The following is a 13,619-nucleotide window of genomic DNA, read 5'->3' as shown; positions in this document are numbered from 1 at the left end:
GGTCCGGTCAGCTCAGCCGCTCGAAGACGGCCGCCATGCCCTGGCCGCCGCCCACGCACATCGCCTCCAGGCCGTAGGTCTTGTCGTGGAAGTCCAGGCCGTTGAGCAGCGTCGTGGTGATGCGGGCGCCGGTCATGCCGAAGGGGTGGCCCACGGCGATCGCGCCGCCGTTGACGTTGAGCTGGGAGTCGATGTCGATGCCCAGGTCGTCGGCGGAGGGCAGCACCTGCGCGGAGAAGGCCTCGTTGATCTCGACGAGGTCGATGTCGCCGATGCTCATGTTGGCCCGGGCCAGCGCCTGGCGCGACGCCTCGACCGGGCCCAGGCCCATGATCTCCGGCGACAGCGCGGTGACGCCGGTCGAGACGATGCGCGCGATCGGTGTCAGGCCGAGCTGGGCGGCCTTGGTGTCGCTCATGACGACCAGCGCGGCGGCGCCGTCGTTGAGCGGGCAGCAGTTGCCCGCGGTCACCGTGCCGTCGGGGCGGAAGACGGGCTGGAGCTGGGAGACCTTCTCGTAGGTGGTCCCCCTGCGCGGGCCGTCGTCGGTGTCGGCGACGCCGCCGTCGGGCAGGGTGACGGGGGTGATCTCCCGGTTCCAGAACCCGTTGTCGATGGAGCGCTCGGCGAGGTTCTGCGAGCGCACGCCGAACTCGTCCTGGCGCTCGCGCGAGACGCCGCGGATCTGGGCGACGTTCTCGGCGGTCTGGCCCATGGCGATGTAGACGTCGGGCAGCCGGTCGTCCTCGCGCGGGTCGCGCCACGTCTCGGCCCCGCCCTCGGCGCGCTTGGCGGTGCGCTCCTCGGCCTCGGCGAACAGCGGGTTCTTGGTGTCGGGCAGCGAGTCGCTGTTGCCCTTGGTGAACCGGCTGACCATCTCGACGCCGGCCGAGACGAACACGTCGCCCTCGCCCGCCTTGATGGCGTGGTAGGCCATGCGGGTGGTCTGCAGAGAGGACGAGCAGTAGCGGGTGAGAGTGGTGCCGGGGACGCCGTCCAGGCCGAGTTGGACGGCGACGACCCGGGCGAGGTTGTTGCCCTGCTCGCCGCCGGGCAGCCCGCAGCCCAGCATGAGGTCGTCGATGCTGGACGGGTCGAGCTGGGGGACCTTGGCCAGCGCTGCGGAGACGATCTGTGCGGTGATGTCGTCGGGGCGGATGTCCTTGAGCGAGCCTTTGAACGCGCGCCCGATGGGGGAACGCGCGGTTGCGACGATGACGGCTTCGGGCATGTCCGCGGCCTTTCTGGTACGAGGCGGTTACCGACCAGTAGGTCGGTCGCTGTGATACCCGACGTTAACCTGTCGCGGAGCCTTCGCTCACCTCCGGGGCCGTATTGCCGGGCACTCCCCGGCCGCTACCCGCCGCGGCAGCGGCGCTACCGTCGCCGACCTGCTCCGCGACCGCCTGGTCGTCCTCGGCGCCCTCGCCCGAGCGCAGGTTCCACGGCCGCCGCAGGAGCGCGGCCCAGCGGCCCCGCTGCCCCCGCGCGCGCTGGCCCTCGCCGGCGCGGCTGACCTCGCTGCCGGCCTCCTCAGCCGCTTCGGCCGCGGCCCGGTGCACCGGGAGCACGTCCTCGTCGGGCGCCGCGTCGGGCTCCAGCGCCGGCTCCGGAAGCAGGCCCAGCGCCGCGCACGCCGACGGCAGCACCGCGGCGGCGGAGTACGCGTACCCCTCGGCGGAGGGGTGGAACCGGTCCGGTCCGAAAAGCTCGTGCGGCCGGGCCAGAAAGTCGGAGGCGAGCAGGTCGCTCAACGCGACCGTCCGGCCGCCCTCCTCGACCACGCCGATCGTCTGAGCCGCGGCGAGCTGGCGCGACGCGCGGCGCGCGATGGAGCGCAGCGGCTGCCCGATCGGCTGGACGGTGCCCAGGTCCGGGCAGGTCCCCACCACCACGGCGGTGCCCGCCCCGACGAGTTCGCGCACCACGTCGCGCAGGTGGCGCACGGAGTCCGCGGGCCGCAGGCGGTGGATGACGTCGTTGGCGCCGATGAAGATCACCGCGAGGTCGGGCGGCCGGTTGCGCAGCTTCTCCATCTGCGTCGGCAGGTCGGCGGAGGTGGCGCCGACCCGCGCCACCCTGCGCAGCCGCACCGGGCGGTCGGCCACCGCCGCGATGCCCGAGGCGAGCATGCTGCCCGGCGTCTCAGAGGCGTCGGCGACGGCGAAGCCCACCGCCGTGGAGTCGCCCATCATCGCGAAGGTGATCGGCTCGCCCTCGCCGTGGCCGTAGACGCCGTTGACCCGGGGCGCCTTCCACTCGGTGAAGCCCACCGCCTTCACCGCGAGGCGCGCCTGCAGGTAGAGCAGGCCGACGGTCGAGGCTCCCAGCAGCGTCAGCCCGCCCCCTCCGAACGCGGTGGCCGTGGCGATACGCCTGGCACGAGCGGCGCGCAGAACCATATCCGCCTCCCTGCAACGCACTGTCAGTTGTCGGGCCCGTCGGAAGGCGGGCCCCCGGGCGGTGCGAGCGGCGGGCACCGCGCGGCGGGCGCCTCCTCGGCGGGCGTCCGTACCCGAGGAAACGGCCTACTGTCTGCCGGTGTTCCCACTCGCGGAGGGGTTCACATCCCGTGCGCCGCGGGGCCTTCGGGGTGTCACCGCTCCTTCAGCGGGGTAGTCGGCCGCTCCGCCGCCGCGGAAGCGCAGAACGGCATCGATGTCCCTGGTGGGCGGGGCGCGCGGAGGTGGCGCCGGTTACAGTCGGGGCAGCGGCCGTCCGGCCCCGACCGGGCCCGGCGGCCCTCAGCGACGGTGCTGAACGTGAGAGGGGCTCAGCAATGCGGGTGCACAACACCCTGATCGACCTCGTAGGGGACACCCCCCTGCTGCGGTTGCACAAGGTCGTCGGCGGAGCCGCGCCGGCGGTTCTGGCCAAGGTCGAGTACTTCAACCCGGGCGGCTCGGTCAAGGACCGGATCGCGCTGCGCATGGTCGAGGAGGCCGAGAAGAGCGGGGCGCTGCGCCCTGGAGGCACCATCGTCGAGCCCACCTCCGGCAACACCGGCGTGGGATTGGCGATCGTGGCCGCCGAGAAGGGCTACCGCTGCGTCTTCATCTGCCCCGACAAGGTGGGCAACGACAAGCTGGCGGTGCTGCGGGCCTACGGCGCCGAGGTGGTGGTCTGCCCGACCACCGTCGCGCCGGACCACCCGGACTCCTACTACTCCGTCTCGGACCGCATGGCCCAGACCATCCCGGGGGCGTGGAAGCCCAACCAGTACGCCAACCAGGCCAACCCCGAGTCGCACTACCGCTCCACCGGCCCGGAGATCTGGGAGCAGACCGAAGGCCGCGTCACCCACTTCGTGGCCGGAATCGGCACCGGCGGCACCATCACCGGCGCGGGGCGCTACCTCAAGGAGGTCTCCGGCGGCCGCGTCAAGGTGATCGGCGCCGACCCGGAAGGCTCCGTGTACTCCGGCGGCAGCGGGCGGCCCTACCTCGTGGAGGGCGTGGGCGAGGACATCTGGCCCGAGACCTACGACCCCTCGATCTGCGACGAGGTCATCGCGGTCAGCGACAAGGAGTCGTTCCTGATGACCCGCCGCCTGGCCCGCGACGAGACGCTGCTGGTGGGCGGCTCCTGCGGAACCGCGGTGGTCGCCGCACTGCGCGTGGCCGAGCGCGCCGGCCCCGACGACGTCATCGTAGTCCTGCTGCCGGACGGCGGCCGCGGCTACCTCGGCAAGATCTTCAACGACGAGTGGATGGCCGACTTCGGCTTCCTCACCGAGGAGACCGGCGAGCCCACCGCCGGCGACGTACTGTCCGCCAAGGGCAGTGAGCTCCCGGAGTTCGTGCACATCCACCCGCACGAGACGGTGGGCACGGCCGTGTCGATCATGCGCGAGTACGGCGTCTCCCAGCTTCCCGTGATGAAGGAGGAGCCGCCGGTCATGGCCGCCGAGGTCGTAGGCGCCATCGCCGAGCGCGACGTGCTCGACGCGCTGTTCCACGAGCGGGCGCGGCTGGAGGAGCCGGTCGAGCAGCACATGGGCGCGGCGCTGCCGGTCGTCGGCTCCGGAGAGCCGGTCAGCCGGTGCGTTGAGCTGCTACAGCAGGCAGGTGCGGTGGTCGTGCTGATGGAAGGCAAGCCGTCGGGCGTGCTGACCCGCCAGGACATCCTGACCCATTTGTCGGGGTGAGCCGGATGGGGTGCAGGGCAGCGAGGGCGAGGCTGAGGTGCAGGGCAACGAGGCCAGGGTCCAGAGCGAGGCTGAGGCTGGGGCCTTGTGGCGTGAGGAAGAGGATGCGGTAGAGGATTCGCGGTAGGGGAGGCCGGCGGGTGGCCGAGGCCGGTGTTACCGGCTCGGGTGCTCGCCGGTGGCCCGTGTGACGGGGCGGCGGGGGTGGTGGATGGTTGGGCGCCGGCTCATCGGTTCGGGTGCCCGCCGGTGGCCCACGCGACGAGAGCAGCGGATTGGCGGCGGCTACTGTCGCTGGATGGGTCATCTCGGGCATTTCGGTGGCCCGATAGGCCGCGCAGGATTCGCGAGTCGAAACGAACCAGCACGGCAACGTCCCCCCTTCTCCTGGTTTTCGAAATGTGGAATATTCAAGGGTAATTTGCCCGATTTGCCTTTCTCTGTGGTCGCCGCGAACTGCCATGCGGGCACGAGAGTGCCCAAATTCGCTCTTCGAGGCCTCAGGGGCATGTATTTGGTGGGTTTCGTGGACATCGCTGCCGGTGAAGGGTGTTCGGATTGGGGTGTATTTCGGGCATTCGGTTATGAATTTCCTTTCGTGGAGGGGTGCGGAGAAGTGTCAGGGTGTCGCCGCGTGCATTTGAGTGGTCTCGTTGTATGGCGCGGACGCTTGCCCGTCCCGAATGCCCGATTCGTCCTCGTCGCGTGCCATCCGGTGCGACGGATGGCGACTGGGCGAGGCTGAGCTGCGTCAGCTCTCGGTCGACTACTGTCTCGCCGCCTCGTCGCCTGGGCCACTGGCGGGCGTCCGAACCGGTAGCCGCCGGACCTGGCCGTCCGCGGCCGTTGCTGCCTTGTCGCGTGGGTCACCGGCGAGCACCGATACCGATGGGCAGGGTCAGCCATCCACTGTCTTCGCTGCCCCGTCGCGTGGGTCGCCGGCGGGCACCCGAAGCGATGGGCTGGGGCTCGACCATCCGCCGCCGTCGCTGCCTTGTCGCGTGGGCCACCGGTAAGCACGCGTTCCGGTGGGCGTGGGATCAGCTATCCGCCGAAACTGCCACCCCCACCCCCACCTCCACGATCCCTCCACCCGCGCCCGTCCGGCGAGCCCCTCGCTGCAACAGCACAGCTGCAGCACCCTCGCTGCAGCACCCCCGCTGCAGCACCACGGGAGTAGCGCCAGGGGTGCGGTTTCTCCTCCGGCACGGTCGTGCATAATCTGGACACCTCCTCATTACCGACCAGTAGATTTGGGGATACGGGTGTCACGACTGGTGTCCTGGTTGCTGCGCGGGCTGTGGTCGTGGGCGCGGCGCCATGCCGACATCCGTTTCGGTTCGCGCGCCGCGCGCAGGTTCGCCGGATACGGGGCCGGTACCTCCATCGCCTTCCCTCCCGCGACGGTCTTCGGTGAGCCGTGGATCGCGATCGGCGCGCACACGCTGGTGGGCGCCGACATCACGCTCACCGCCGGCATGGTGCCCGGCCAGCGGCTGGACTCGGCGGGTCCGCTCATCCGCATCGGCGACGGGTGCACGATCGGGCGCGGGTCGCACGTGGTCGCCCACCGCTCGATCGAGCTGGGCGACGACGTGTTCACCGGTCCCTACGTCTACATAACGGACCAGAACCACGTCTACGCCGATGTGGACGTCCCGGTGGGCCGCCAGTGGCCGGCCGACGACCCTGTGCGTATCGGCGACGGCACCTGGATAGGCGCCAACGCGGTCGTGCTGCCCGGTGTGCGGCTGGGGCGCAACTGCGTGGTGGCGGCCAGTTCGGTGGTGCGGCCCGGCGACTATCCGGACCACAGCGTCGTCGCGGGGATCCCCGGCAAGGTGGTGCGCCGCTACGACCCCGAGGCGGGCTGGGTGCCGCCGCTGCGCAGCGGAGAAACCGCGGGCGACGACTCGTCGGCGCGCGTGGACGGCGGCAGCATGGCGCCGCCGGAGGTGTAGCCGCACAGCGCCCGACGATGCGCGGCGCGCCTCGGCCGAAGCGGGGGTTCTAGAGCCGGGCCCGCCGGTGTAGACGGGGATTGCGGGCGGTGCGCATCGAGCGGCGTGTAGGCGGCGCGGCGGCGGTCCGACATCACCGCTCTCGTCGGCGAGGGCGGCCGCGCGGGGTTCCGTCAGCCGGCGACCTGGTCGCCGCCTCCGTCGCCGATCCCGCCGCCGGTGCTGCTCCGCCCGCCCGCTGCCGGAGGGTCCGGGCGCGCCGTCGCGGCCGACCGCGTGGCGAGGAGCGCGCCGCCGGCCCACAGCAGGTCCGCGGCGGTCATGATCAACCGGGAGAGGGCGGCGACGACCAGCGCGGAGCCGGTGTCGAGTACCGGTGCCAGGCCCACCACCAGCACCAACTCGCGCACGCCCAGCCCTGCGGGGGCGAAGACCACCAGCACGCCGAGCGTCCAGGCCAGTGCGTAGGCCCCGGCGGCGGTCGGCAGCGCGCGGGCGTCCTGCCCGCCTCCCGCCGCCGCGACCAGCGCCCACACGTGCAGCGACAACGGCACCCATGCGGCCAGCGACCAGGCCAGCGCACCGGCCATCCCGCGCCCGGAGACGCGCTCCAGCTGAGTGTTCGCCGGAAGCGGCGTCGCGTTCGCTTCGCCGCCCGAAGCGCGCGTCCCGCCGCGGGAGCCGCCGGCCTCCGCATCGCCCGCTCGGCGCCTTGCTGTCCTGGGGCCGAGGACGTGCCGGAAGCGGTGTGTCACCCGCGTGGCCGTGTGGATCAGCGCCGTGACGGCCCGCGGATGCAGCAGCGCCAGCAGCACCGGCGCCAGCACCAGCACCCACCACCACCGGCGCGCGGCCTCGGCGCTGACGAACGGCAGCGTGGCGGCGGCGACCGCCAGGTTGACGGTGAGCGTCACCGCGACCGCCAGCACGGTCGCCGCGATCCCGCGCTGCCTCGCCACCTCGTGGTCGCGAGCCAGCTCGACCTGGGCGACGAACGCCCACACCGAACCGGGCAGGTACTTCCCGAGCTGTCCCAGGAACATCACACGCGCGGCGGTGCCCACCGGCAGGCGGGAGCCGAGGTCGGCCAGAACCGCGCGCCAGGCCATCATCTGCGCCCCGAGCCCCGCCAGCGCAGCCGCCAGCGATCCGCCCACCGCCCACGGCGACAGCGCCGCCAACGCGTCGCGCGCCTCGCCCCACCGGCTGTACAGCGCGACCCCGGCGCACGCCAGCACGACCAGGACGACGGCCAGGCGCATCCACCGGTTGGAGCGAAGGCGGTTCAGCACCCCGCCAGCCTAGTCCCGGAGCGCCCACCCGCCGCTCCGCCGACCGCGGGCGTCGGCGGAACGCCTTGCGGGACCGGCCCTCCGCCGCCGCGCGCGCCTGCCGCCGCGTTCACAGTGGGGGAAGAGCTGAGCCTCCGCGGGCGGTGCTCTGCCGGGGCGGGGCCGCCGACGGGGCGGCGCCCGGGGGGTTCCGCGGGGAACCGGCCGCGGCTCGGCTTTCGAGCCCGTAGAGGAACTCCTCGATCTCCCGGGCCACCGCCGCCGGGGCGCTGACGTGGGCCGGGAACGGGGCGTCCAGGCGCCGGGGAGTGCGGCAGGGGAACCGGGAGGCGAGCTCGTGGGCGGTGTGGGCGGCGACGATCTCGCCGAAGCGGACCGGTGCGCCGGGGATCGGCGGGAGGGGGCGGTCGGCGACCAGGGCCAAGGCAGGAACGCGCAGGCGGGCGGCCAGGGCGTCGGTGTCGTAGGAGGCGAGGTCGGCCCACAGCGCGCGCGTGGCGCGCGGGCCCGGGCGCAGGAACACCAGGCGGTCGTCGTGCACCGCCGCGCGCCTGGTCGTGGCCTGCAGCACCGCGCCGGGCAGGCCGAAGGCGCCGGCGCGGTAGCTCGTCAGCAACCGGTCGAAGACCTCGGCGGGCATCGGCGAGCAGGCCGCGGACATCTGGTCCACGGCGAAGGCGTCGGCGGCCGCCGCGTTGGCCTCGGCCTCCTCCGGGCCGAGCCCCAGGTGCTCGGCGACCAGGCCCGCGCCGGGCAGGCAGAACCCGTCGACGGTCACCGCCGCGGAGAGGTCGCCGCGACGCGTGGCGAGCAGGGTGGCCGCGACGCCGCCGAGGCCGTGGCCGGCGACGACCGGGGTGCGCAGCGCGAACCGGTCGATCACCCGCGCCAGGTCGGCGACGTGGCCCTCGACGGTCCAGTCGCCGTCGGCGGAGTGCCCGTGTCCGCGCAGGTCGTAGGTGACGACCGCGTGCCGCGGCGCGAGCAGCTCGGCCACCGGCTCCCATTCCTCCAGCGTGCTCCCGAGCCCGTGCAGGAGCACCAGCGGAGTCCCGGCGCCGTCGCGCCCCCGCGCGGCGAGTTCCGGTGCGTCGTCGCCCCCCGCGACGACGGCCTCCCAGGGCGGCGCTGTCGCCGTCGGCATTCGGGCCCCCTTCCACCTCGACTCGCGCCGCGCCGAGCGCCGCGCCTGCCGCCGACCGGCGGCCGATGGACGGAACGCTAACCGCCGCCGCTGCCGCACCCCTGACAGATCGCTGATGCGGGCGGGACCGTGCGCCGAGCCCGCGCTGGGCGCGCCGACCGCCGCAGCTCGGCAGCGCGGGGGCGCCGCGTCTTCTTGGGCGGTGCTCGGAACGCGCCCGCCCGGGGCCGCTCCTCCCGCGCAGCGGGCGCGCGGGGGTCGTGCGGCGTTCCCGTAGGCTGTGGCGCGTGGGAATGCCAGACGTCGTCGCCTTCGCCGGTCACCAGGTCCATGTCTGCCGCTACCGCGAGGCCAACGCGCTGCTTCGCTGGCTGGGCTCGGACCTGCGCGGCCAGACCGTGCTGGACGTCGCCGGGGGCGACGGCTACTGGGCCGGCCGGGCCCGGCGGCGCGGCGCCAACGCGCTCTCCGTCGACCTCGCGCGCACCAAGATGCTGCGCGGCGCCAAGCTGAGCCACGCGCCCGCGCTCGTGGAGGGCGACGCGCTGCGGCTGCCGCTGCGCGCGGCCTCGGTGGACAAGGTGCTCTCGATCTGCGCCATCGAGCACTTCGACGACGGACCCGCCGCCCTCGGCGAGATGGCGCGGGTGCTCAAGCCGGGCGGCGAGCTGGTGATGTCCGCCGACTGCCTGTCCCGGCGCGAGCGCTGGCCGCACCTGTTCGCCGCGCACAGCCGCCGCTACCACGTCAAGCGGACCTACACCCACGAGTCGCTCACCGCGCTGCTCGACTCGCTGGGGCTGGAGGTGCTCGGCCACAGCTACCAGTTCCGCGGTCCGCTGGCCGAACGCACCTACCTGTCGGTATCCGCCCGCGGTGGCCGGGTCGGCTTCAACGCCGCCGCCCCGCTGGTTCCCCTGATCGCCCTGGGCGACGCCCGCAGCCCCAACACGCGCGGCAGCATCGTGCTCGTCCGCGCGCGCAAGAAGGGCGAAGACGCCGCCTGAACCGCACAGGCGGGCCGGCCCGCCGGCCCCGGCCGGGCCCGCCGGGCGTCACGCCGCGCCGCGGCCCGCCCCCGCTCCCTCCGCCGTGCGGCGGGTGTTCTAACGCAGCGAAGCGCCACGCCTGACCGCGGCGCACCGCGAGATAGGTGATGCGGGAGTCGCGTGCGGGATCGGGGGCCTCCTGGCCGGCCAGCCGCACTCCTCCCGTCACCATCACGTGGGCGACGCCGGGAGCCACGAGTCTGATGGCGGGCGCCGCGGCCTCGACCCCGCCCAGGCTCGATCCCTGCAGCGGCCCGGCGAACAGATGGCGGTGGGCCTCGGCGATCTCGCGGGGCCCGCTCAGCAGCATCCCGTTGTAGACGATGTAGGTCGCGTCCTCGGTGAAGCAGTCGCCGTAGGCGTCGGCGTCGCCCGCGTTCCATGCGGCGGCCAGTTCGTCGAGCAGTGCGGCTACGGACTCGGTGTCATCCATCGTGTGCCCCCTTCGCTTCGGTGTCGTGCGCGGCGCCTCCCGGCAGCCGCCTCGCCAGTTCGGCGATGTCGTCGGGCCAGGTCAGGGTGCCGGAGTCGATGTCGGCGACGACCGCGCGCACCCAGGCGAGCTCCGCCCGCCTCAGCGCTCCGACGTACTCGTTCTCCAGGAGCAGCAGCCTCGGCAGCTCCCGTCCCAGGGAGGCGGCGTGCGCGTCGCCTCCGGCGATCTCCGCCTCCAGGGCGGCCGCGCGGGCCTGGAGGCAGTAGCGCGCCTCCTGCACCGGTAGGCACCCCATGAAGGACACCGCCGCGACGAAAACGGAGGTGTCCGGGTCGGGGCGCTCCAGCAGGTAGCGCAGCCGCGCCGCCAGCTCCCGGCGCCCTTCGCCGGTGAGCTCGTAGACGGTCCGCTCAGGACGGCGCCCTTCGCGTTCGGTGTCGACCGGGGCGATGAACTCGGCCTTCTCCAGCCGGTCCACCGCGTGGTACAGGCTCCGCGGCAGGCCGGTGACGAAGTCCTTGTGCGTCTGCGTGATCATCCGGTGCAGTTCGTAGGGGTGGCTGGGCCCGGTGCGCAGCAGCGCGAGCACGGTGAGCGCCGTCAGGTCACGGGCCCCGCGGCGACTCGGCATGGCGGTCTCCTTTAGAGCGTTCTTCCTTAGTGCATTTTGCACTATAGCCAGTAGCCATTGATCGCGCCAGTCGTGCGGTCCGGGAACGGGTTCGGCAGTGGGCCCGGGAGTGGACTCGGGCACACCGCGCCGCATCCGGCGGGGCGGCCTGAGCGCCGGAAAGGCGCCGCCGTATCGTGCCGACCATGACTCGTGCCGGACATCGGAACAGCGAAACCGCCGAATCCGCCCCCGCACCCTCGGCCATGCGCCGAGCGCTGGCCCGGGCCCGCGACGGAAAGGCCCTCGACCCCGCCGAAGCCGAGGTGCTGCTGCACGCCCGCGGCGACGACCTGGAGGCCCTGCTCGGCCACGCCGCCCGCGTCCGCGACGCCGGCCTGGAGGCCGCCGGGCGCCCCGGCGTCGTCACCTACAGCCGCAAGGTGTTCGTCCCGCTGACCCGGCTGTGCCGCGACCGCTGCCACTACTGCACCTTCGCCACCGCGCCCGGCCACCTGGAGTCCCCCTACCTCTCGCCGGACGAGGTGCTGGAGATCGCCCGCCAAGGCGCCGCCATGGGATGCAAGGAGGCGCTGTTCACCCTCGGCGACCGCCCCGAGGACCGCTGGCACCAGGCCGCGCGGTGGCTGGACGAGCGCGGCTACGAGGACACGCTCTCCTACGTCCGCGCCATGGCGATCATGGTCCTGGAGGAGACCGGTCTGCTGCCCCACCTCAACCCCGGCGTGCTGAGCTGGTCGGACTTCCAGCGGCTCAAGCCCGTGGCGCCGTCCATGGGCATGATGCTGGAAACCACCTCCGAGCGGCTGTTCACCGAGCGCGGCCGGCCGCACTACGGCAGCCCCGACAAGGATCCCGCGGTGCGCCTGCGGGTGCTGGAGGACGCCGGCCGCTGCACCGTCCCCTTCACCACCGGCATCCTCATCGGGATCGGCGAGACCGAGGCCGAGCGCGCCGACTCGATCTTCGCCATGCGCCGGGCCGCCCGGGAGTACGGCGCGATCCAGGAGATCATCGTGCAGAACTTCCGGGCCAAACCCGATACCGCGATGATGCACCGCCCCGACGCGGAGCTGGCCGAGCTGGCCGCCACCGTCGCCGTCACCCGCCTGGTGATGGGCGCCAAGGCGCGCGTGCAGGCCCCGCCCAACCTCATCGGCGACGAGTACGGCCTCATGCTGCGTGCCGGCATCGACGACTGGGGCGGCGTCTCCCCGCTGACTCCCGACCACGTGAACCCCGAGCGCCCCTGGCCGCAGATCGACGCGCTCGCCGACCGGACCGCCGAGGCCGGGTTCCGGCTGCGCGAGCGGCTCACCGTCTACCCCGAGTACGTCCGCCAGGGCGAGCCGTGGCTTGACCCGCGCGTCGCCGGCCACGTCGCCGCGCTCGCCGATCCCGAAACCGGCCTGGCCCGCGAGGACGCCGAGGTCGTCGGCCGCCCCTGGCAGGAGCCCGAGCCCCAGCAGGTTTCCAGCGGCCGCACCGACCTGCACACCGCCGTCGACACCGAGGGCCGCACCACCGACCGCCGCGGCGACTTCGACGCGGTCTACGGCGACTGGGAGCGCCTGCGCGAGCGTCTGCCCCGCCCCGAGCTGGGCGTCGGCGCCCCGCGCCGGTTCGACCCGGAGATCCGCGACGCCCTGAGGCACGCCGAACGCGACCCGGCCGGCCTGGACGACGAGGAGTCGCTGGCGCTGCTGCACGCCCACGGCCACGAGCTGGAGGAACTGGCGGGCCTCGCCGACGCGCTGCGCCGCGACACGGTCGGCGACGACGTGACCTTCGTCGTCACCCGCAACATCAACTTCACCAACGTCTGCTACACCGGCTGCCGGTTCTGCGCCTTCGCCCAGCGCCGCACCGACGCCGACGCCTACACCCTCTCCCTGGACCAGGTCGCCGACCGCGCCGCCGAGGCCTGGGAGGCAGGGGCGAGCGAGGTGTGCATGCAGGGCGGCATCCACCCCGACCTGCCGGGCACCGCCTACTTCGACCTCGCCCGCGCGGTCAAGGAGCGCGTGCCGGGTATCCACGTGCACGCCTTCAGCCCGATGGAGGTGGTCAACGGCGCCGCGCGCACCGACTCGCCGGTCCGAGGATGGCTGGAGCGGGCGCGGGACGCCGGGGTGGACTCGCTGCCCGGAACCGCCGCCGAGATCCTCGACGACGACGTCCGCTGGGTACTCACCAAGGGCAAGCTGCCCGCCTCGGCGTGGATCGACGTCGTCACGACCGCGCACGACCTGGGCATCCCCACCACGTCCACGATGATGTACGGCCACGTGGACACGCCCGAGCACTGGGTGGCCCACATCAAGCTGCTGCGCTCGCTGCAGCGGCGCTCACTGGAGCGCAACGGCCGCCCGGGCTTCACCGAGTTCGTGCCGCTGCCGTTCGTGCACACCAGCGCGCCCATCTACCTGGCCGGACTGGCGCGGACCGGCCCCACCGTCCGCGAGAACCGGGCCGTGCACGCGCTGGCGCGGCTGCTGCTGCACGGCTCGATCGACAACATCCAGTGCTCCTGGGTGAAGCTGGCCGAGGACACCTGCCGGCAGCTGCTCGCCGGCGGAGTCAACGACGTCGGCGGCACGCTGATGGAGGAGACCATCAGCCGCATGGCCGGCTCCGACAACGGCTCCTTCAAGACGATCGGCGACATCCGCGCCCTGGTCGAGCCCACCGGCCGCCCGCTGCGCCAGCGCACCACCCTGTACGGGCCGGTTCCGCCCGAGCGCCGCGAGATCGCCGAGGCCAACGACGGTGTGGCCGCGAGCATCCGCGGGACGCGGCTGCCGGTGGTCTGACCCCGCGCCCCTCACCTCCCGCCCGGCCGCCTCGTCCGGCCCCGCCCGGCGCCGTCCGGCCGGGGCCGGTTCGGGTGTGCGGGGTGCGCCGTACCGCGCCGCCGCCCGCCCTCCGCGTCCCCGCCGCTCCCCGTCCGCTCTCCGCC

General features: G+C 73.5%; 10 protein-coding genes. 4 read left to right on the top strand and 6 right to left on the bottom strand.

Annotation, left to right across the window (positions count from 1 at the left end):
- Positions 1–7: 7 nt before the first annotated feature.
- The gene (locus ABD284_RS09815) at positions 8–1,231 is read right to left on the bottom strand and encodes an acetyl-CoA C-acetyltransferase (RefSeq protein WP_344142342.1); all 1,224 of its coding nucleotides are present in this window, start codon (positions 1,229–1,231) and stop codon (positions 8–10) included.
- Between the two features lie 64 nt (positions 1,232–1,295).
- On the bottom strand, positions 1,296–2,402 hold the full coding sequence (locus tag ABD284_RS09810; RefSeq protein WP_344142341.1) for an SGNH/GDSL hydrolase family protein: 1,107 nt from the start codon (positions 2,400–2,402) through the stop codon (positions 1,296–1,298).
- Positions 2,403–2,779: 377 nt separating this feature from the next.
- Between ABD284_RS09810 and ABD284_RS09805 the strand changes: the two genes are divergently transcribed.
- Together ABD284_RS09805 and ABD284_RS09800 are read left to right on the top strand one after the other, a co-directional pair.
- Positions 2,780–4,147: a cystathionine beta-synthase gene (locus tag ABD284_RS09805; protein WP_344142339.1), complete on the top strand. Its 1,368-nt coding sequence runs from the start codon at positions 2,780–2,782 to the stop codon at positions 4,145–4,147.
- A 1,265-nt stretch (positions 4,148–5,412) separates the two neighbouring features.
- Entirely contained in the window at positions 5,413–6,108 is a 696-nt protein-coding gene (locus tag ABD284_RS09800; protein WP_344142338.1) for an acyltransferase, read from the top strand.
- A 173-nt stretch (positions 6,109–6,281) separates the two neighbouring features.
- On the opposite strand, the gene ABD284_RS09795 is transcribed toward ABD284_RS09800, so the two are convergent.
- Entirely contained in the window at positions 6,282–7,400 is a 1,119-nt protein-coding gene (locus ABD284_RS09795) for a lysylphosphatidylglycerol synthase domain-containing protein (RefSeq protein ID WP_344142336.1), read from the bottom strand.
- Positions 7,401–7,509: 109 nt separating this feature from the next.
- Positions 7,510–8,544, bottom strand: coding sequence for an alpha/beta fold hydrolase (locus ABD284_RS09790; protein ID WP_344142334.1), 1,035 nt, complete (start codon positions 8,542–8,544; stop codon positions 7,510–7,512).
- Between the two features lie 293 nt (positions 8,545–8,837).
- Between ABD284_RS09790 and ABD284_RS09785 the strand changes: the two genes are divergently transcribed.
- Positions 8,838–9,551, top strand: coding sequence for a class I SAM-dependent methyltransferase (locus tag ABD284_RS09785; RefSeq protein WP_344142456.1), 714 nt, complete (start codon positions 8,838–8,840; stop codon positions 9,549–9,551).
- Here the strand turns inward: ABD284_RS09785 and ABD284_RS25765 are convergent.
- Together ABD284_RS25765 and ABD284_RS09780 are read right to left on the bottom strand one after the other, a co-directional pair.
- Positions 9,436–10,026 (bottom strand): SgcJ/EcaC family oxidoreductase, encoded by a 591-nt coding sequence (locus tag ABD284_RS25765; protein ID WP_386699484.1) that lies wholly within the window; start codon positions 10,024–10,026, stop codon positions 9,436–9,438. The two genes, ABD284_RS09785 and ABD284_RS25765, sit on opposite strands and share 116 nt — an antisense overlap.
- Positions 10,019–10,660 carry a PadR family transcriptional regulator gene (locus ABD284_RS09780; protein ID WP_344142332.1) on the bottom strand — a complete coding sequence of 214 codons (642 nt, stop codon included), beginning with the start codon at positions 10,658–10,660 and terminating at the stop codon, positions 10,019–10,021. Before ABD284_RS09780 ends, ABD284_RS25765 begins: the two co-directional genes overlap by 8 nt.
- A gap of 185 nt (positions 10,661–10,845) precedes the next feature.
- Between ABD284_RS09780 and ABD284_RS09775 the strand changes: the two genes are divergently transcribed.
- Positions 10,846–13,473 (top strand): bifunctional FO biosynthesis protein CofGH, encoded by a 2,628-nt coding sequence (locus ABD284_RS09775; RefSeq protein WP_344142330.1) that lies wholly within the window; start codon positions 10,846–10,848, stop codon positions 13,471–13,473.
- The last annotated feature ends 146 nt before the right edge of the window (positions 13,474–13,619 follow it).

Source organism: Streptomonospora arabica, from assembly GCF_039531585.1.
GTDB classification, from domain to species: Bacteria; Actinomycetota; Actinomycetes; order Streptosporangiales; family Streptosporangiaceae; genus Streptomonospora; species Streptomonospora halophila.
This window is presented reverse-complemented; position numbering and strand designations above follow the sequence as displayed.

What these genes read in the sequence shown, in the direction of transcription:
- ABD284_RS09780 (WP_344142332.1), bottom strand. Translation starts at nt 10,660, where the DNA reads ATGCCGAGTCGCCGCGGGGCCCGTGACCTGACGGCGCTCACCGTGCTC.
- ABD284_RS09805 (WP_344142339.1), top strand. Translation starts at nt 2,780, where the DNA reads ATGCGGGTGCACAACACCCTGATCGACCTCGTAGGGGACACCCCCCTG.
- ABD284_RS09775 (WP_344142330.1), top strand. Translation starts at nt 10,846, where the DNA reads ATGACTCGTGCCGGACATCGGAACAGCGAAACCGCCGAATCCGCCCCC.
- ABD284_RS25765 (WP_386699484.1), bottom strand. Translation starts at nt 10,026, where the DNA reads ATGGATGACACCGAGTCCGTAGCCGCACTGCTCGACGAACTGGCCGCC.
- ABD284_RS09810 (WP_344142341.1), bottom strand. Translation starts at nt 2,402, where the DNA reads ATGGTTCTGCGCGCCGCTCGTGCCAGGCGTATCGCCACGGCCACCGCG.
- ABD284_RS09815 (WP_344142342.1), bottom strand. Translation starts at nt 1,231, where the DNA reads ATGCCCGAAGCCGTCATCGTCGCAACCGCGCGTTCCCCCATCGGGCGC.
- ABD284_RS09785 (WP_344142456.1), top strand. Translation starts at nt 8,838, where the DNA reads ATGCCAGACGTCGTCGCCTTCGCCGGTCACCAGGTCCATGTCTGCCGC.
- ABD284_RS09790 (WP_344142334.1), bottom strand. Translation starts at nt 8,544, where the DNA reads ATGCCGACGGCGACAGCGCCGCCCTGGGAGGCCGTCGTCGCGGGGGGC.